Annotated in this window: 20 protein-coding genes and 1 pseudogene; 14 read left to right on the top strand and 7 right to left on the bottom strand. The window is 59.7% G+C overall.

What is annotated here, in order from left to right; genetic code table 11:
• The first annotated feature begins 63 nt into the window (after positions 1 to 63).
• From HKK53_RS15275 to HKK53_RS15255, 5 genes are all read left to right on the top strand, one after another.
• Positions 64 to 1,458, top strand: coding sequence for a PhoH family protein (locus tag HKK53_RS15275; protein WP_054049712.1), 1,395 nt, complete (start codon positions 64 to 66; stop codon positions 1,456 to 1,458).
• Between the two features lie 157 nt (positions 1,459 to 1,615).
• The gene (gene moaC / locus HKK53_RS15270) at positions 1,616 to 2,089 is read left to right on the top strand and encodes a cyclic pyranopterin monophosphate synthase MoaC (RefSeq protein ID WP_169371505.1); all 474 of its coding nucleotides are present in this window, start codon (positions 1,616 to 1,618) and stop codon (positions 2,087 to 2,089) included.
• Positions 2,086 to 2,328, top strand: a complete 243-nt coding sequence (locus tag HKK53_RS15265; protein WP_169371504.1) for a MoaD/ThiS family protein — start codon at positions 2,086 to 2,088, stop codon at positions 2,326 to 2,328. The genes moaC and HKK53_RS15265 overlap by 4 nt, the downstream gene beginning before the upstream one ends.
• 2 nt (positions 2,329 to 2,330) lie before the next feature.
• The gene (gene moaE, locus HKK53_RS15260) at positions 2,331 to 2,783 is read left to right on the top strand and encodes a molybdopterin synthase catalytic subunit MoaE (RefSeq protein WP_169371503.1); all 453 of its coding nucleotides are present in this window, start codon (positions 2,331 to 2,333) and stop codon (positions 2,781 to 2,783) included.
• Positions 2,784 to 3,055: 272 nt separating this feature from the next.
• Complete coding sequence (locus HKK53_RS15255; protein WP_169371502.1) at positions 3,056 to 3,832, top strand: ABC transporter substrate-binding protein; 777 nt, start codon at positions 3,056 to 3,058, stop codon at positions 3,830 to 3,832.
• Between the two features lie 123 nt (positions 3,833 to 3,955).
• On the opposite strand, the gene HKK53_RS15250 is transcribed toward HKK53_RS15255, so the two are convergent.
• The 5 genes from HKK53_RS15250 to HKK53_RS15230 form a co-directional block, all read right to left on the bottom strand.
• A complete protein-coding gene (locus HKK53_RS15250; protein ID WP_169371501.1) occupies positions 3,956 to 4,582 on the bottom strand; it encodes a helix-turn-helix transcriptional regulator in 627 nt (208 codons plus the stop codon).
• Between the two features lie 90 nt (positions 4,583 to 4,672).
• The gene (locus HKK53_RS15245) at positions 4,673 to 5,800 is read right to left on the bottom strand and encodes an NAD(P)/FAD-dependent oxidoreductase (RefSeq protein WP_169371500.1); all 1,128 of its coding nucleotides are present in this window, start codon (positions 5,798 to 5,800) and stop codon (positions 4,673 to 4,675) included.
• 45 nt (positions 5,801 to 5,845) lie between these two features.
• Positions 5,846 to 6,793 carry an ornithine cyclodeaminase family protein gene (locus HKK53_RS15240; RefSeq protein ID WP_169371499.1) on the bottom strand — a complete coding sequence of 316 codons (948 nt, stop codon included), beginning with the start codon at positions 6,791 to 6,793 and terminating at the stop codon, positions 5,846 to 5,848.
• A gap of 137 nt (positions 6,794 to 6,930) precedes the next feature.
• The gene (gene rhlB / locus HKK53_RS15235; RefSeq protein ID WP_169371498.1) at positions 6,931 to 8,418 is read right to left on the bottom strand and encodes an ATP-dependent RNA helicase RhlB; all 1,488 of its coding nucleotides are present in this window, start codon (positions 8,416 to 8,418) and stop codon (positions 6,931 to 6,933) included.
• A 108-nt stretch (positions 8,419 to 8,526) separates the two neighbouring features.
• Positions 8,527 to 9,183, bottom strand: coding sequence for an alpha/beta hydrolase (locus tag HKK53_RS15230; protein ID WP_169371497.1), 657 nt, complete (start codon positions 9,181 to 9,183; stop codon positions 8,527 to 8,529).
• A gap of 469 nt (positions 9,184 to 9,652) precedes the next feature.
• On the opposite strand from HKK53_RS15230, the gene HKK53_RS15225 reads away from it, so the two are divergent.
• From HKK53_RS15225 to HKK53_RS15210, 4 genes are all read left to right on the top strand, one after another.
• Entirely contained in the window at positions 9,653 to 10,684 is a 1,032-nt protein-coding gene (locus HKK53_RS15225; protein WP_133837133.1) for an amino acid ABC transporter substrate-binding protein, read from the top strand.
• A 65-nt stretch (positions 10,685 to 10,749) separates the two neighbouring features.
• Complete coding sequence (locus tag HKK53_RS15220) at positions 10,750 to 11,931, top strand: amino acid ABC transporter permease (protein ID WP_149657482.1); 1,182 nt, start codon at positions 10,750 to 10,752, stop codon at positions 11,929 to 11,931.
• Between the two features lie 10 nt (positions 11,932 to 11,941).
• Positions 11,942 to 13,039, top strand: coding sequence for an amino acid ABC transporter permease (locus HKK53_RS15215; protein ID WP_169371496.1), 1,098 nt, complete (start codon positions 11,942 to 11,944; stop codon positions 13,037 to 13,039).
• A gap of 10 nt (positions 13,040 to 13,049) precedes the next feature.
• Entirely contained in the window at positions 13,050 to 13,814 is a 765-nt protein-coding gene (locus HKK53_RS15210) for an amino acid ABC transporter ATP-binding protein (protein ID WP_003178331.1), read from the top strand.
• Between the two features lie 63 nt (positions 13,815 to 13,877).
• Here HKK53_RS15210 and HKK53_RS15205 read toward each other — a convergent pair whose 3' ends face one another.
• A complete protein-coding gene (locus HKK53_RS15205) occupies positions 13,878 to 14,366 on the bottom strand; it encodes a type II toxin-antitoxin system MqsA family antitoxin (RefSeq protein ID WP_169371495.1) in 489 nt (162 codons plus the stop codon).
• Positions 14,363 to 14,470 (bottom strand): annotated as a pseudogene (locus tag HKK53_RS32655) (type II toxin-antitoxin system MqsR family toxin); the annotation flags it as partial. The pseudogene HKK53_RS32655 and the gene HKK53_RS15205, both read right to left, overlap by 4 nt.
• Positions 14,471 to 14,648: 178 nt before the next feature.
• Here HKK53_RS32655 and HKK53_RS15200 point away from each other — a divergent pair.
• The 5 genes from HKK53_RS15200 (at position 14,649) to HKK53_RS15180 (ending at position 18,544) form a co-directional block, all read left to right on the top strand.
• Positions 14,649 to 15,308, top strand: a complete 660-nt coding sequence (locus tag HKK53_RS15200) for a FadR/GntR family transcriptional regulator (RefSeq protein WP_169371494.1) — start codon at positions 14,649 to 14,651, stop codon at positions 15,306 to 15,308.
• Positions 15,298 to 16,605, top strand: a complete 1,308-nt coding sequence (locus HKK53_RS15195) for a CynX/NimT family MFS transporter (protein ID WP_169371493.1) — start codon at positions 15,298 to 15,300, stop codon at positions 16,603 to 16,605. Before HKK53_RS15200 ends, HKK53_RS15195 begins: the two co-directional genes overlap by 11 nt.
• A 99-nt stretch (positions 16,606 to 16,704) precedes the next feature.
• Positions 16,705 to 17,175: a nuclear transport factor 2 family protein gene (locus HKK53_RS15190; RefSeq protein ID WP_169371492.1), complete on the top strand. Its 471-nt coding sequence runs from the start codon at positions 16,705 to 16,707 to the stop codon at positions 17,173 to 17,175.
• Between the two features lie 40 nt (positions 17,176 to 17,215).
• A complete protein-coding gene (locus tag HKK53_RS15185; RefSeq protein WP_169371491.1) occupies positions 17,216 to 17,524 on the top strand; it encodes a GIY-YIG nuclease family protein in 309 nt (102 codons plus the stop codon).
• A gap of 84 nt (positions 17,525 to 17,608) precedes the next feature.
• Entirely contained in the window at positions 17,609 to 18,544 is a 936-nt protein-coding gene (locus HKK53_RS15180) for a glutathione S-transferase family protein (protein ID WP_169371490.1), read from the top strand.
• The last annotated feature ends 65 nt before the right edge of the window (positions 18,545 to 18,609 follow it).

Here is an 18,609-nt window from a genome sequence, read left to right as displayed (position 1 = left end):
CCACTTCGAGGCGCAGCACTGCCAAGGTATTGCGTCGAATGGCTCCCACAAAGGTGACCGAGTATGGATGATCACGGACGTAGTTCTTCTTCCAACCAGCCAATCCTTTATGTACTCGATACCAACGTATTGATTCACGATCCAAACGCCCTGCTTAACTTCGAAGAACACCACGTTGCGATCCCGATGACCGTGCTTGAGGAGCTGGATAAGCTCAAGAGCGGGCATCACAGCGTTGCGGCCGAATGCCGTCAGGCGATCCGCCTGATCGACAAGACCCTGGGCGATGCCAGCCCTGAAGACGTCGAACTCGGTGTGCCGATCCAGCGCGGCAAGAGTGGGCCCAAGGGTTTGCTGTCAATTCTGATGAGCAAGCGCGCCGAGCCGAACATCATCTTGCCCGAGCACCTGAACGACAACATCATCATCAACCAGTTGATCGACCTGCACGCGCGCGAACCCAAATTGCCTGTGGTGCTGGTGACCAAAGACATCAACATGCGCCTCAAGGCCCGGGCGTGCGGGATTGCGGCCGAGGACTACAGCACCGACCAACTGGTCGACGACGTATCGTTGCTGCCTAACGGCTACCACAACATGACCGGCTCCTTCTGGGACCTCGTGAGCAAGGTCGAAACCCGTCAGGATCATGGCCGCACCTGGCACCAGGTGAAGCTGATCGACAACCTGCCAGCCGTGCATATCAATGAATTCATCATCGACGAACAAGGGTTTGTCGGCTGGATCAAGGAGATCGAGGAAGACCGCCTGCTGATTCTCGACCTGCATCAGGAACCCCTGTTGCACCAGGAAGCCTGGGGCCTGAAACCGCGTGACATCTATCAGAGCCTGGCGCTGTACGCGCTGCTTGATCCGGACATCCACCTGGTCAACCTGTCCGGCGCGGCCGGTTCCGGTAAAACCATCCTGGCCCTGGCCGCTGCCATCGAGCAGACCATGGTCAGCAAACGCTATCGCCGCATCATCGCCACCCGCAGCGTGCAGGGCCTGGACCAGGAAATCGGCTTCCTGCCCGGCACCGAAGCGGAAAAAATGGAGCCTTGGCTGGGCGCCATCACCGACAACCTCGAAGCCTTGCACATGGATGACGAAAACACCCATGGCAGCGTCGACTACATCCTCAGCAAAGTGCCGTTGCAGTTCAAATCCCTCAACTACATCCGGGGTCGCAGCTTCCAGCAGAGCCTGATCCTGATCGATGAATGCCAGAACCTCACGCCGCACCAGATGAAAACCATCATCACCCGTGCCGGCGCCGGTTCCAAAGTGGTGTGCCTGGGCAACCTGGCGCAGATCGACACCCCTTACCTGTCCGCGACCAGCTCCGGGCTGACCTACCTGACTGAACGCTTCAAGGATTTCCCTAACGGTGTGCATATCACCCTGCAAGGGGTGCCACGTTCGATCCTGGCCGAATACGCCGAAACCCATTTGTAACCGCTTCTCCCGAACCGGGCGGCCCAACAGCCGCCCGGTTTTTTATGCTCTACCCAAAACCCTTGTAGGAGCGAGCGGTGCCATTCATCAAATAATCAAACGTGCGGAAAATTGACCCGCAGGTTTACAATCGACGCTCCTGATCAGGAGTAACCCTGTGCTGACTCATCTCGATTCCCAAGGTCGCGCCAACATGGTCGACGTCACTGAAAAAGCCGTGACGTTCCGTGAAGCGACCGCCCAGGCGCTGGTGCGCATGCAGCCCGAAACCCTGCAAATGATTGTCAGCGGCGGTCATCCCAAGGGTGATGTTTTTGCCGTGGCGCGTATCGCCGGCATTCAAGCCGCGAAGAAAACCAGCGACCTGATTCCCCTGTGCCATCCGCTGATGCTCACCGGCGTCAAAGTTGAACTCAGTGCCGAAGGCGCCGATACCGTGCGCATCGTCGCCCGTTGCAAGTTGTCCGGGCAGACCGGCGTCGAGATGGAAGCCCTGACCGCCGCCAGCGTTGCCGCATTGACCATCTACGACATGTGCAAGGCCGTGGATCGTGGCATGACCATCGAAAGCGTGCGACTGCTGGAGAAGCTTGGCGGCAAGAGCGGGCATTTCCAGGCGGATCCGTCATGAAGGTCACGGTGAAGTTTTTCGCCCGTTACCGTGAAGCGTTAGGCATGGATTCGGTCCAGGTTGAAGGCGATTTCGCCACGGTGGATGACGTGCGGGCGCTGCTGGCCCGGCGCGACGGTGCCGAAGTATTGAGCGAGCAGAACCTGATGTGCGCTCGTAACGAAGACCTTTGCCAACTCGATGAGCCAGTGATCGACGGCGATGAAGTGGCGTTCTTTCCCACCGTGACCGGGGGCTGATCATGGCGATTCGCGTGCAGTCCACGGCGTTCGATCCGGGCGCTGAAGTCAATGCCATGCACGCTGCCAATGTCGGCGTCGGCGCGGTGGTGAGTTTTGTCGGCTATGTGCGCGACTTCAATGATGGACTGGATGTCGCGGGGATGTTTCTCGAGCATTATCCGGGCATGACCGAAAAGGCCCTGGGCAAGATTGCCACGGAGGCCGAGCAGCGCTGGCCGCTGCTCAAGCTGGAAGTGCTGCACCGCATCGGCGCCCTGGAACCGGGTGAGCCGATCGTCTTCGTCGGCGCCGCCAGCGCCCACCGCCAGGCCGCATTCGATGCCTGCGCCTTTGTCATGGACTACCTGAAAACCCGCGCGCCGTTCTGGAAGAAAGAAAACACCAGCGATGGACCGCGCTGGGTGGAAGGGCGGGACAGCGATCATGCGGCGGCGGATCGCTGGAAGAAATAATTCGTCAGCCTGATCGTGATCGTTCCCACGCTCTGCGTGGTAATGCCGCCCGGGATGCTCCGCGTCCCTGCTTCTGTTGTGACGCAGAGCGTGGGAACGATCAATCTCCCCTGATTCATTTCCCGACCAGAGATACGGCAGCGGCGTGCGCACGCGATTGACGATTTATACATAAAAGTCCAGTATGGAATTCAAAGTACAAAAACAGCATTCCCCGTTCCAGCTCTTTCTTCTGTCTTGCCAAACCAACAACAACCCGCGAGAGAACGAACATGAAGAAATTCCCCCTCATCACCGGTCTGGCCTTGAGCCTGTTGGCGTGCAGCACGTTGTTCGCCGCCGAGAAAACCCTGCGTATCGGCATCGAAGCGGCGTATCCGCCGTTCGCATCCAAAACCGACAAAGGCGAAATCGTCGGGTTCGACTACGACATCGGCAATGCCCTGTGCGCGCAGATGAAGGTCAAGTGCACGTGGGTTGAAGGTGAGTTCGACGGTCTGATTCCTTCCCTGAAAGTGAAGAAAATCGACATGGCGCTGTCGTCCATGACCATCAACGAAGATCGCAAGAAGTCGGTGGATTTCACCCACAAGTACTACTTCACTTCGTCGCGCCTGGTGATGAAGGATGGCGCGGTGGTGGATGACCAGTACGCCAGCCTCAAGGGCAAGAACGTCGGTGTGCAACGGGCGACCACCACCGACCGTTACGCCACCGAGGTCTTCGAGCCCAAGGGCGTCAACGTCAAGCGCTACAGCAACAACGAAGAGATCTACATGGACCTGGCCGCCGGCCGTCTCGATGCGATTTTTGCCGACACCATTCCGCTCAATGACTTCCTGTCGATGCCGCGTGGCAAAGGTTATGCGTTTGTCGGGCCAGAGCTGAAAGACCCTAAATACGTGGGCGAGGGCGCCGGGATTGCGGTGCGCAAGGGCAATACCGAGTTGGTCAGCGAACTGAACGCGGCCATCGACGGCATTCGCGCGAATGGCGAATACCAGAAGATTTCGGATAAGTATTTCAAGTCTGACATCTACGGCGATTGATCGACCGCCTTCGCGGGCAAGCCTCGCTCCTACAGGTTTTGTGTCGTCCACGAACAACATTGAACCTGTAGGAGCGAGGCTTGCCCGCGAAGAGGCCCGCTCAAACACCACACATCCAAATGCCTAACCCTTCAATTCCTTCAAATGCTTGTAAACAGTCGCCCGCCCCATGTTCAGCACATTGGCCACATAGTTGGAGGCGCTTTTGCCCTTGAACGCGCCTTCGGCGTGCAACGCCAGCACCAGCTCGCGCTTGTGATCGCGGGTCAGCACATTCAGGCTCAACTGACGCTCGCGCAGCCAGGCATGCAGGAAGGTGTTGATCCGCTCCTGCCAGTCATCGCGAAACAATGAGTCCGGTTGCGGGATCAGCTTGGTCGGCGACAGGAACAAATCCAGCGCCGCCTTGGCATTTTCAAACAGCGAGATATTCAGGTTGATGCACAGCACCGCCAGCGGATGGCCGTCGCTGTCGCGCAGCACACTGCTGAGGCTGCGAATCTTCTGACCGTCCCAATTAAGCTTTTCGTACGGCCCGATGTTTCGTTCGCTGACCTCCTCGCTGAGCATGTCCTCCAGTGACGAGTCATCACCGATTTCCCGTTTCGACAGGTTGTTAGCGATGTAATCGACTTTTTGCGTGCGCAAATCGTGCAGCACCACCTCGGCATGAGGAAAGAACAGCGTGGCGATGGCGTCGGCGATCGCCCGGAAGTTGTCCAGGGCCGGGTCTTGTTCAGGTGCATTCATACAGGGAGCTCCAGGCAACGTCAGCGCCCCATCAAACAGGGCGCTGGAAGTTTGCCGCAATCGGGTCGACGCGTCACTCAAGTCCGCAGCTCAACCCAGGCGAGCCGGGGAGAGCATCGCGGCATCCAGGCCAAATTGGCGCAGTTGCTCCGGCAAGGCTTCACCGCGCACCAGCGCCGCACTGGCCTGGCCCATGGCCGGTGAAGTCTGGATGCCGTAGCCACCTTGCGCGGCGACCCAGAACAGCCCCGGCACCTGCGTGTCGAAGCCGGACAGCAAATCACCGTCGGCCACAAAGCTGCGCAGGCCGGCCCAGGTGCGGGTCGGGCGGCGGATGGACAAGGTGGTGGCTTCTTCGATCTGGTAAATACCCATGGCGATGTCCAGTTCTTCGGGCTGTACGTCGTGGGGTTCCACCGGGTCGGCGTTGGCGGGCGAACCAAGGAACATGCCGGCGTCCGGCTTCATGTAGAAGGATTCGTCGAGCGCCACCAGCATCGGCCAATGGTGGATGTCCACGCCCTCGGGCCCGGCGAAAATGAAGGCCGCCCGACGCTTTGGTTGCAGGCCCAGTGATGCGGCGCCGGCCAGTGCACCGACTTTGTCGGCCCAGGCGCCAGCGGCGTTGATGATGACTGGCGCGGTGAACGTTTGCCCGCTGGTTTGCACGTGCCACTGGCCGTCAGCGTCACGGGCCAGGCCCAGCGCTTCGCTGTCGGTATGGACTTCACCTTTATTGCGCTTGATCCCACGCAGATACCCCTGGTGCAAGGCATCGGTGTCGATGTCACTGGCGGTCGGGTCGTAGATCGCGCCATGGACTTTTTCCCGGCGCAGGATCGGCAGGCGCGCGCAGGCTTCATCGGCGCTGAGCAGTTGCATCTGCGGCACCGTGGCTTTGGCGCTCAGGTATTGATTGTTCAGCTCGGCCGGGTCGCCGGTGAAATCCACGGTCATTTCACCGCGTGGGGTCAGCAACGGGTGATCGCAGAAACCGGCGGGCGGGGCGTCGAAGAAGTCGCGGCTGGCCTGGGTCAACGCACGCACTTGCGGCGTGCCATACGCGGCGGTGTACAGCGCCGCCGAACGTCCGGTGGAGTGATAGGCCGGATGGGTTTCACGCTCCAGCACGATGACGCGTGCGTGCTGCGACAGCCAGTAACCGGTGGAAGCGCCGGCAATCCCGCCGCCGATGATGATGAAGTCTGCCTGGCTCATGAACGTCTCCTGAAAAGGCGCAAATAATGTGTGTGCGGGGCGTGGTCAGTGCTGGAGTTGGTAGAGAGCATTGGCCAGGGCAATGTCTTCCAGGCCCAGGCCGATGGAGCGGAAGAACACATGGCGCTCGTAACTGGGGCGCTGGACTTTTTCGCTGAGCAGATCGGGCAGGTCACCGACGATCACGCGCTTGTCCCAACCATGCTGCTCACCGGCAATCAGCATTTCACCCGCCGAGCCCGGGGTGGTCTGACGATAGTCGCAGAACACCTGCATGTCGTTGAGGCTTTGGGGCGGCACTTCGTGGGCGCGGGGTGCGTTGGTGCTGATCGAGGTGATCAGCGCCGGTTTGCTGAGGCTGGACGGATCGATCACCGGCCCTGCTGACGAGGTGCAGAGCATGATCACGTCGGCGTCGTGAATCGCCGCTTCGCGACTGTCGACGAGGGTCAGTCGCGGGTCGAGGTTTTGCAGATTCGCCCGTGCCTCGGCATTCAGTTCGCTCAAACCTGGCGAGAACAGGTTGATGCTCTGCCAATCCCGCAGGTTCTTGACGTAATGCAGGTGCGCTTGGGCGATTTTGCCACTGCCGATAATCGCCAGGCGCCGGGCTTGCAGCGGAGCGAGGGCGTCGACCGCCACGGCCGTAGTCGCGGCGGTGCGAGCGGTGGTCAGTTCACCAGCATCGCAGAGCAACAGCGGCTGTCCGGTTTGCATCGACATTAACAGCGTCCACGCCGTGACCAGCGGACCCTGTTCGCGCACGATATAGGGCGACGTCTTGACCCCGTAGACCCCATCTTCCGCCAGCACGCCCAGGTAGTTGATGAAGTCGCCAGCGCCTTGGGGGAATTCCACCAGTTGCTGCGCCGGTTGCACGGCTTGTCCGACAGCCAGGTCGCGGAACAGCTTGCGCAGAATTTTCGGCACGTCGATCTGAGCCAGCAGCTCGCGAGCCTGAAGTTGGTTGATCACGTAGGGCGTACTGGACATGCTCGGCTCCGGGTGCTGAAATTAAACTAATTTGTCTATTATGGACTTTTAGTTGTTTCGAGCAAGCGGCTGTTGAAAGCCGGGCGAAAAAAAAGCGCAGTCCGTTGCCGGCTGCGCCTCTTTTAGTGCGTCCCGGGTTACGGGCGCTTGCGCTCAACAGCTCGCAACAGATGCGTCGGTGGCGTTTCACAGCTGATTTTCTTGCCCAGCAGCGCCTCGATGGACGGTAGCTGGTAGGAGTCATCTTCCCCAGCGAAGCTGATGGACACACCATCGGCGCCCGCACGGCCGGTGCGACCGATGCGATGCACGTAGTCGTCCGGGACTTCCGGCAGGGTGAAGTTGATCACATGGCTGATGCCGTCGATGTGGATGCCGCGACCGGCAACATCGGTGGCCACCAGCACGCGGATCTTGCCTTCGCGGAAACCTTCCAGGGTCTTGATCCGCTTGTGCTGCGGCACATCGCCGGACAGCTGCGCGGCGTTGACGCCATCGCGCACCAGGCGTTCTTCGATGCGCCGCACTTCATCTTTGCGGTTGGCGAAGACCATCACCCGCTCCCAACCGTTATCAGTCACCAGGTTGTAGAGCAGCTTGTACTTATCGGCGCCGGCCACGGCGTAGATGTGTTGCTCGACGTTTTCGCTGGCCACGTTCTGCGCTTCGATCTCGACGATCGATGGCTCGGTGGTCCATTGCTTGGCCAGGTTCATCACGTCTTCGGTGAAGGTCGCGGAGAACAGCAGCGTCTGGCGTTCGTTCTTCGGCGGGGTCTGGCGAATGATCTGGCGCACTTGCGGGATAAAACCCATGTCGAGCATGCGGTCGGCTTCGTCCAGGACCATGACTTCGACCATGTCCAGGTGCACGTCGCCGCGCTGGTTGAAGTCCAGCAGACGGCCCGGGGTGGCCACGAGGATGTCGCAGTGACGGGCTTCGAGGTGCTTGAGCTGCTTATCGAAGTCCATGCCGCCGACGAACGTCATGACGTTGAGGCCGGTGTACTTGGTCAGGTCGGCCGCGTCCTTGGCAATCTGCACCACCAATTCTCGGGTCGGCGCGATGATCAGCGCCCGCGGTTCACCCATGTAGCGTTCCTTGGGCGGCGGGGTTTCCAGCAACTGGGTGATGATCGAAATCAGGAACGCGGCGGTTTTGCCGGTGCCGGTCTGGGCGCGACCGATGGCATCTTTGCCCGCCAGGGTGAAGCCCAGGACTTGCGCCTGGATCGGCGTGCAATACGGGAAGCCGAGGTCCTGGATGGCGTGCATCAGTTCAGGGGCGAGCTTGAAATCGTGGAAACGGGTTTTGCCTTCCATGGGCTCGACGGCGAAGTCTTCGAGTTTCCAGGGAATGACCGGGGCTTTTGGCTTGGGTTCGCGACGCGGTTTTGCAGGTTTCGGGGCTTCGGCGAGCGGTTGCTCGGCAACGATTGCCTCGACAGGTGGGGCGGCCGGTGTGGTCACAGGCTCTTGTTTCGGTGCCGCTGCGGCTGCGGTCCGGCCAGGCTGACGACCGTCGGTGCGGTGGCTGGGGGTGTGAGACGGAGCGCTGGCGACTGGCGCGAGCTGCTCAGTCTCGCTTTTACCGAACATTTTTTTGAGTGCTTTGAGCACGGTCATCTCATCAATTGGTTAAGGAATGTACGCCGGCCAGTGTAATGCAAGAATCGGGCGCGGCGTAGCGGGATGATCAAAGGAAGCTAAAGGACGTTCTGTTCATATAAAGAGTTAACCCAAGCGCTCGGCGAGCCAGGTACCAATGTCGCGAATTTCTTCGGGTAACACTTCGTGGCCCATTGGGTATTCCTGCCATGTCACGGTGACACCACGCTGCTTTAAATGCTCATAAGCGCTACGGCCCATGGCGTTTTGCACAACGTCATCGTACTGGCCGTGCAGGCATAGCACAGGAATGCGTTGCTGGCTGGCGGACAGTTCCAGTTCATCGCCGAAGGTCGGCGCATAAGTCGACAGGGCAAGTACGCCACCGAGCGGTCCCTGCCATTTCAGGAAAGCGCTGTGCAACACCACCGCGCCGCCCTGGGAAAAACCGGCGAGGAAAATCCGCGACGCGTCTATTCCGCTGGCCTTCTGCTCTTCGATCAAATCAATGACCCTTTGTGCCGACTCATCCAACTGCTCGCGGCTGATCGCGCGTGCCGGGTTCATGGCCAATATGTCGTACCAGCTCGGCATCTCGTAGCCACCATTAATGGTGACAGCGCGTGTCGGCGCCTGGGGCAGGACGAAGCGGGTGGTCAGCAGGCTTTCCTGCAGGGCTTCGGCCACCGGGAGAAAGTCGTAGCGATCGGCGCCCAGGCCGTGCAGCCAGATAACGCAGGCGTCTACTGGCTTGCCGGGCTGAAGAATCAAGGGCTGGGTCATGTCTGCTCCAAATTTGTGCGTGCGCTCTCATTGAGTGCGAGATGTGAGTGCGCGTCTGGTTGATCAGTTAAGAAGATGTCGCAAGGCTACAAGTTTTGCTATTGACCTGTCGCTGAATCGCTTGAGCGAGCGGTGTGGTACGGGCTTTGCTATGGGGAAACCTGTGCAACCAATCTCGCGCCTGGCGGTAACACTATCAGTGTACTGCCGAGGACGGGATAGCAAAGAATCCGGTGATGGATGTTCGCCTGCGGCCGTTACGGGCTTAGCGAACGTGAAAGGGCTACAGCCCGTTCGGCCGATTGGTGAGAAGTGAGTGATCCATGATGTGGATTTTCTCCTAATAGACTCATAGCTGAAGTTCGTACGTCGGTTGACCCCAAAAAAAGCCAACACGGGTCAACAACGCCTCAAAAGGGTGCGACTGGACTCACGCTCCGACACAACAAGAGCAAAACTGGAGGTTTGAATGAAAATGTTGAAATCCACCCTGGCTATCGTGACTGCAGCCGCAGTGCTCGGTGTCAGCGGGTTCGCTCAGGCGGGTGCAACCCTGGATGCAGTGCAGAAGAAAGGTTTCGTACAGTGCGGCGTGAGTGACGGCCTGCCGGGTTTCTCGGTTCCGGACTCCACCGGCAAGATCCTCGGGATCGACGCTGACGTTTGCCGTGCTGTGGCCGCTGCCGTATTCGGCGACGCCAACAAGGTCAAGTTCAGCCAGTTGAACGCCAAGGAGCGCTTCACCGCGTTGCAGTCCGGCGAAATCGACATTCTCTCCCGTAACACCACCATGACCAGTTCCCGTGACGCGGGCATGGGCCTGAAATTCCCAGGCTTCATCACTTATTACGACGGCGTAGGCTTCCTGGCCAACAGCAAGCTGGGCGTGAAAAGTGCCAAGGAGCTGGACGGTGCAACCATCTGCATCCAGGCCGGTACCACCACCGAGCTGAACGTTTCCGACTACTTCCGTGCCAACAACCTGAAGTACACCCCGATCACTTTCGACACCTCCGATGAAAGCGCCAAGTCGCTGGAATCCGGTCGTTGCGACGTGCTGACTTCCGACAAGTCGCAGCTGTACGCACAGCGCAGCAAACTGGCTTCGCCAAAAGACTACGTGGTACTGCCGGAAACCATCTCCAAAGAACCACTGGGTCCAGTCGTACGTAACGGCGACGACGAGTGGCTGGCGATCGTTCGCTGGGTTGGCTACGCGCTGTTGAACACCGAAGAAGCCGGTGTCACGTCGAAAAACGTACTGGAACAAGCCAAGTCCACCAAGAACCCGGACGTTGCCCGTATGTTGGGTGCTGACGGCGAATACGGCAAAGACCTGAAGCTGCCGAAGGACTGGGTCGTCAAGATCGTTTCCCAAGTCGGTAACTACGGCGAAATCTTCGAGAAAAACCTCGGCAAGACCACCCCGCTGGAAATCGACCGTGGCCTGAACGCCCTGTGGACCAACGGCGGCATTCAATACGCACCACCAGTGCGCTGATGGTTCTGTCACCCGGTGGGCCAACCACCGGGTGATGTTCTGTTCCATTATTTCCGGGGCACTCCATGCAAAAATCAATCGGCGCACCAAAGCAGAGGCTCAGCCTCAGCGATCCAAAAGTGCGTGCGTGGCTATTTCAGATCATCACCATCGTCGCGGTCGTCGCGATGGGCTGGTATCTGTTCGACAATACGCAAACCAACCTGCAACACCGGGGCATCACTTCCGGCTTCAGTTTTCTGGATCGCAGTGCCGGGTTCGGCATCGCTCAACACCTGATCGACTACACCGAATCGGACACGTATGCCCGGGTGTTTGTCATCGGTCTGCTCAACACCTTGCTGGTGACGGTCATCGGCGTGGTCCTGGCGACCCTGCTCGGTTTCATCGTCGGCGTGGCGCGGCTGTCGCCGAACTGGATCATCAGCAAGCTGGCGACGGTTTACGTGGAAGTCTTCCGTAACATTCCGCCGCTGCTGCAAATCCTGTTCTGGTACTTCGCGGTGTTCCTGACCATGCCGGGGCCGCGCGCCAGCCATAACTTCGGCGACACCTTCTTCGTCAGCAGCCGTGGCCTGAACATGCCGGCCGCGCAAATGGCGGACGGGTTCTGGGCGTTCTTCGTCAGCGTCGTTATTGCCATCGTCGCCATCGTGCTGATGTGCCGCTGGGCCAACAAGCGCTTTGAAGCCACCGGCGTACCGTTCCACAAGTTCTGGGTCGGCCTGGCTTTGTTCCTGGTGATCCCGGCATTGTGCGCGCTGATCTTCGGCGCCCCGCTGCACTGGGAACTGCCGAAGCTGCAAGGCTTCAACTTCGTCGGTGGCTGGGTATTGATCCCGGAACTGCTGGCCCTGACCCTGGCCCTGACCGTGTACACCGCGGCGTTTATCGCCGAGATCGTGCGTTCGGGCATCAAGTCGGTCAGCCACGGCCAGACCGAAGCGGCGCGTTCGCTCGGGCTGCGCAACGGTCCGACCCTGCGCAAGGTGATCATCCCGCAAGCCCTGCGCGTGATCATCCCGCCGCTGACCAGCCAATACCTGAACCTGGCGAAGAACTCCTCGCTGGCGGCCGGTATCGGTTATCCGGAGATGGTGTCGTTGTTTGCCGGTACGGTGCTGAACCAGACCGGACAGGCGATCGAGGTGATTGCCATCACCATGAGCGTGTACCTGGCGATCAGTATCAGCATTTCCCTGCTGATGAACTGGTACAACAAGCGCATTGCGCTGATCGAGCGGTAAGGAAAAGCGCATGAGTACTCATACTTTCAAGCCTGACATGCCTCCACCGAGCAGCAGCATCGGTGTGGTGGCGTGGATGCGCGCCAACATGTTCTCCAGCTGGATCAACACCCTGCTGACCCTGTTCGCGTTCTACCTGATCTACCTGATCGTCCCGCCGATCCTGCACTGGGCCATCCTCGATGCCAACTGGGTCGGCACCACCCGTGCCGACTGCACCAAGGAAGGCGCCTGCTGGGTGTTCATCCAGCAGCGTTTCGGCCAGTTCATGTACGGCTACTACCCGGTGGACCTGCGCTGGCGCGTGGACCTGACCGTGTGGCTGGCGGTCATCGGCGTGGCACCGTTGTTCATCTCGCGCTTTCACCGTAAAGCGGTGTACGGGCTGAGCTTCCTGGTGGCGTACCCGATCATTGCCTACTTCCTGTTGCATGGCGGCCTGTTCGGCATGACCAACGTGGCGACCAGCCAATGGGGCGGCCTGATGCTGACCCTGGTGATTGCTACCGTCGGTATCGCCGGTGCGTTGCCGCTGGGGATCATCCTGGCGCTGGGGCGTCGCTCGAACATGCCGGCGATTCGGGTGGTCTGCGTGACCTTCATCGAGTTCTGGCGCGGCGTACCGTTGATCACGGTGCTGTTCATGTCCTCGGTGATGCTGCCGCTGTTCCTGCCTGAAGGCATGAACTTCGACAAACTGCTGCGGGCGCTGATCGGCGTGATCCTGTTCCAGTCAGCCTATGTGGCGGAAGTGGTGCGCGGCGGTCTGCAAGCGATCCCCAAAGGTCAATACGAAGCGGCTGCGGCGATGGGGCTCGGTTATTGGCGCAGCATGGGCCTGGTGATTCTGCCGCAAGCCCTGAAGCTGGTAATCCCTGGCATCGTCAACACCTTCATTGCGCTGTTCAAGGACACAAGCCTGGTGATCATCATCGGCCTGTTCGACTTGCTCAACAGCGTCAAGCAAGCCGCCGCCGACCCGAAATGGTTGGGTATGGCGACTGAAGGCTACGTGTTCGCGGCCCTGGTGTTCTGGATTTTCTGTTTTGGTATGTCCCGCTACTCCATGCATTTGGAACGTAAGCTGGACACTGGCCACAAGCGTTAGGAGTTAAGTGATGAGCGAAGCGATCAAACAGCCTGTGAGCCCTGAAGGCATTATTCAGATGCAGGGCGTGAACAAGTGGTATGGCCAGTTCCACGTGTTGAAAGACATCAACCTCAACGTCAAGCAGGGCGAGCGTATCGTCCTGTGCGGCCCGTCGGGTTCCGGCAAATCCACCACCATCCGTTGCCTCAACCGCCTGGAAGAACACCAGCAGGGCCGCATCGTGGTCGATGGCGTGGAACTGACCAACGACCTCAAGCAGATCGAAGCGATCCGCCGCGAAGTCGGCATGGTGTTCCAGCACTTCAACCTGTTCCCGCACCTGACCATTCTGCAGAACTGCACCCTGGCCCCGATGTGGGTGCGCAAGATGCCGAAACGCAAGGCCGAAGAAATCGCCATGCACTACCTGGAACGCGTACGCATTCCGGAGCAGGCGCATAAATACCCGGGGCAACTGTCCGGCGGTCAGCAACAGCGTGTGGCGATTGCCCGTGCCCTGTGCATGAAACCGAAAATCATGCTGTTCGACGAACCGACTTCGGCACTCGACCCCGAGATGGTGAAAGAGGTTCTGGACACCATGATCGGCCTCGCCGAAGACGGCATGACCATGCTCTGCGTGACCCACGAAATGGGCTTCGCCCGCACCGTGGCCAACCGCGTGATCTTCATGGACAAGGGCGAGATCGTTGAACAGGCGGCGCCGAATGACTTCTTCGATAATCCGCAGAATGATCGGACCAAGTTGTTCTTGAGCCAGATTTTGCATTGATCAACGTCAGGCAGTGAAATAAACCCGGACGTGTTCCGGGTTTGTTTTGTCTGATGTTCGGGATCAGGACGCCAGCACCGTTTCCTGTTCCGGAAAGCGTGCAGCCAATAGCCGTTTCAAGTCAGCACCTCCGTTCATTGCTTGTATTTCAGCCAGCAAGTGAGGATGACGATCCAGCAAGCGCATCAGCGTAAACAACGCTTGAGGCGGTTGCAGTTCGCCGCGCTCATATCGTGAAAACGCGTTGTGGCCAGCGCCGGAAAGCAGTTTCACCGCTTCCTTCTGCGTGAGGTGCAGTTTGCGGCGGATGCGTTTCATCTCGGTGCCCATGATCTGAAAGCAATCTTCGAGCAATTTGTCGCCAGCGTCGGAGTAGCGCTTGGCGCTGTCGGTATCATTGTCAAAAATGATTTCACCGCAAACTTTGCACTCCCAGCCGGCAATATCGTGCACCCATCGTGAAACGTTCTTGTAGTCGACACTGAGACAGCGACCTTCGAAATGTTGCATTGAGTCTTGAGCGCCACAACTCATGCATTGCCGCGTGTTCATACGTTCTTCTCCTTGAAAGAGATCACAGGGGGCCCACCGTTGTGGCAGTAGGTCACTTTGATGTAGAGCTCCATGTCTTGAAATGTTGTGTGGTAGACGTCCTGTTCTTCTCCATAAGAAACCGTAAGCCCTATCCCTGAAATTACCCTTAAAGGGTAATTTTGACTAATCGAAAATCCCGCTCCATTTCCCTCCCTCTGACCGTAGGCGGTTGCCGTCCTACATGAAGCTGACTAACATGTCGGAAAATTCATCCTATGATTGGATGAAAGGGCGAATCCTATGTCAGACATTTCTCCACTCATTAAGCGATCTCTGGTTGATCAGGCTCTGGACCAGTTGCGTCTGCGCATCACCCAAGGCGTCTGGGCCGTCGGCCAGCGCCTCCCCACCGAGCCCGAGCTGTCCGCCGAATTGGGCATCAGCCGTAACACCGTGCGCGAAGCGATGCGCGTGTTGGCGTTTTCCGGGTTGATCGAGATCCGCCAGGGCGACGGCAGTTACCTGCGGGCGGTGATCGATCCGATGGACACCATGAAGGCGCTGTCGCAATGCACCCACGAACAGGCGCGGGAAACCCGGCACATCCTGGAAGTCGAGGCCATCGGCCTGGCGGCATTGCGTCGTACCGATGAAGATCTGGTGGCACTGCGCGAAGCCCTTGGGGTCAGCGGCAGTCACTATCACGGCGATCTCGACAGCTACATCGCTTGCGACCTGGTGTTCCACCGCCGTCTGGTGGACGCCGCGCACAACCCGACCCTCAGCGAGTTGTATCGCTACTTTTCCAGCATCGTCGGCGCTCAGTTGCGCAAAACCCTGAACATTTCCCCGCGACGCCAAGAGGTGTTCGATCTGCATATCGAACTGCTGGAGGCCGTCGAGCAGCGCGACCCGGAACGGGCCAAGGCCCTGTCGAGGCAGTTGATCAATGAACCTTGAAACCGAGAACCCCATGTCTGCCAATCCCAGCAACATCCCGCAACCCAAGCGCACGGCGGAGCTCGAAGAGCTGTTGATCGACGCCGAGGCCGATGACGAGCAGGTCCAGCGCAGTCATCCGATCCTGCGACGACCGTGGCTGTTGTTGCTGGGGCTGATCCTGGTGGCGCTGAACCTGCGTCCGGCGCTGTCGAGCATGGCGCCGATGCTCAGCGAGGTGTCGAAGACCCTCGGCTTGTCCGCGGCCGAGGCCGGCCTGCTTACCACGTTGCCGGTGCTCTGCCTCGGCCTGTTCGCACCGCTGGCGCCGATCCTGGCCCGGCGTTTCGGTGCCGAGCGGGTGGTGCTGGGGATTTTGTTGGTGCTGGCCGGCGGGATCATTCTGCGCAGTTCCTTCGGTGAAATCGGTCTGTTCGCCGGCAGCGTGTTGGCCGGCGCCAGTATCGGCGTGATCGGCGTATTGCTGCCGGGGATCGTCAAGCGTGATTTCCCGAAGCAGGCCGGCACCATGACCGGTGTCTATACCATGGCGCTATGCCTGGGCGCGGCCATGGCGGCGGGGGCGACCGTGCCGTTGAGCGAGCATTTCGACAAGCGCTGGGCGTTGGGTCTGGGCTTCTGGGTGGTTCCGGCCGTGGTGGCTGCGATTTTCTGGTTGCCGCAAGTGGGGCAGAAGCACGGCTCGCATAACGTGGCTTACCGGGTTCGCGGTCTGCTGCGCGATCCATTGGCCTGGCAAGTGACGCTGTACATGGGATTGCAATCGTCCCTGGCTTACATCGTGTTCGGTTGGTTGCCGTCGATCCTGATCGGCCGTGGACTGACGCCGACCCAGGCCGGGCTCGTACTGTCGGGTTCGGTGATTGTCCAGTTGGCCAGTTCCCTGGCCGCACCCTGGTTGGCGACGCGCGGTAAGGACCAGCGCCTGGCGATCGTCATCGTCATGCTACTGACCCTCGGCGGCTTGTTCGGCTGTCTCTATGCGCCGATAGAAGGCCTGTGGGGCTGGGCGATTCTGCTGGGGCTGGGGCAGGGCGGTACGTTCAGCCTGGCGCTGACCTTGATCGTCCTTCGCTCGCGTGATTCCCACGTGGCCGCCAACCTGTCGAGCATGGCCCAGGGCATCGGTTACACCCTGGCGTCCATGGGGCCGTTTGCGGTCGGCATCGTCCACGACTGGACTGGCGGCTGGAACGCGCTGGGCTGGATCTTCGGCATCATCGGTCTCGGCGCGATCATCGCCGGCCTCGGTGCCGGGCGTTCGCTGTACGTGCAGGTGCAAAGCGAAAAAATCTGAATCCTCGTACTGCTGGCATTCGGCCCACGAATGCCAGTGGTCTTGCGTGTATTTGCAGACTATCGTGCAGGCAATCTTTCGACTGTTCGGAGCTTGCCCATGAGTGACGCCCATAACGCCTTGATCACCCGGTTCTACGAGGCCTTCCAACGCCTGGATGCCGAGGCCATGAGCGCCTGCTACACCGACGACGTGGTGTTCAGTGATCCGGCGTTCGGCGAGTTGCGCGGCCGTGATGCCGGCGACATGTGGCGCATGCTCACGACCCGGGCCAAGGACTTCTCCCTGACCTTCGACAACGTGCGCAGCGACGACCGCACCGGCGGTGCTCATTGGGTCGCGACCTACCTGTTCAGCCAGACCGGCAACATTGTGATCAACGACATCCAGGCGCGTTTCGTGTTTCGCGACGGCAAGATCTGTGAGCATCACGACAGCTTCGATCTGTGGCGCTGGTCCCGTCAGGCACTGGGCACCAAGGGCCTGTTGCTGGGCTGGACACCGTTGGTGCGCAACGCCGTTCGCGCCCAGGCGTTGAAGGGGCTGAAGGCATTCCAGGCCAGTCGCTGATAAGATCGCGGCTTGTTTCCTTTCAAGCCCTGATCGTCACGTGAACACCCTCAGCGAATCCTCCGTCATTGCCGTCGAACCGGTGCCTGCCAGCAAGCCCTGGTTCGTCTACCTCGTTCGCGCGGCCAATGGTTCGTTGTACTGCGGGATCAGCGACGATCCGGTGCGCCGCTTTGCCAAGCACCAGAGTGGCAAGGGCGCACGGTTTTTCCTGTCCAGCCCAGCCATGGCGCTGGTCTACACCGAAGTCTGCCGCAACAAAAGCGAAGCTTTGCGTCAGGAACGGTTGATCAAAAAGCTCAAGAAAAGCGCCAAGGAATGCCTGGTGTTGAATTATCAAACTGACTGATAAGTGCCCATCAGGCAGATCTGTGGGTTGTTACCCGATTGCGCGCTAAGCTGCCAGCTCCTTATCCGAGCGGCGGAGCCGAGCATGTCAGAGTTGATTCTCCACAATTACCCGACGTCCCCCTTCGCCGAAAAGGCCCGGCTGCTGCTGGGTTTCAAGGGGCTGTCGTGGCGCTCGGTAAAGATCTCGCCGGTGATGCCAAAACCTGAATTGACTGCACTCACCGGCGGCTACCGCAAGACCCCGGTGTTGCAGATCGGCGCCGATATTTATTGCGACACCGCGCTGATCGCCCGTCGCCTGGAGCAGGAAAAAACCCTGCCGGCGTTTTTCCCCGAAGGTCAGGAAATGATCGTCGCGTCCTTCGCGGCCTGGGTGGATTCGGTGGTGTTCCAGCACGCAGTGAGCCTGGTGTTCCAGCCGGAATCGGTGGCAGTGCGCTTTGGCAAATTGCCGCCGGAAGCGATCAAGGCATTCCTGGCTGATCGCGCCGGGTTATTCAGCGGCGGCAGCGCGACGAAGTTATCGGCGGAGCAGGCGCGGCATCAGTGGCCGACCATTATGGGGCGTCTCGAATTGCAGCTGCAGCGCGAGGAGGGCGACTTTCTGTTTGGTGAGCCTTCGATTGCCGATTTCGCCCTGGCCCATTGCTTGTGGTTTCTCAAGGCGACGCCGGTCACTTCACCGTTGGTGGAGGCTTATCCGGCGGTGTCGGCGTGGTTTGGTCGGGTGATGGGTTTTGGTCATGGCGCGTTTAGTGAGATGACGGCCGAGGAGGCGCTGGAGGTGTCGCGCAATGCCACGCCCGCTGCGTTGCCGGATGAGCAGTTTGAGGAGCCTAACGGCTTTGAGGCGGGCCAGCAGGTCGTGATTGCGGCCACCGACTACGGCGTTGATCCGGTGGCCGGTGAGTTGGTGTTTGCGGGGCGTGAGGAATTGATTGTGCGTCGGGAAGACGAGCGGGCCGGGGTGGTGCATGTGCACTTTCCGCGGTTTGGGTTTCGTATCGAAAAACGCTGAACCCTGTAGGAGCGAGGCTTGCCCGCGAAGGCGTCATCACGGGCGCTAAAAGCTTCGCGGGCAAG

The sequence above is a fragment of the Pseudomonas sp. ADAK7 genome, from assembly GCF_012935675.1.
Taxonomy (GTDB): domain Bacteria; phylum Pseudomonadota; class Gammaproteobacteria; order Pseudomonadales; family Pseudomonadaceae; genus Aquipseudomonas.
Note: the sequence above shows the minus strand (reverse complement) of the source record. Positions and strands in the feature narration are given on the sequence as shown.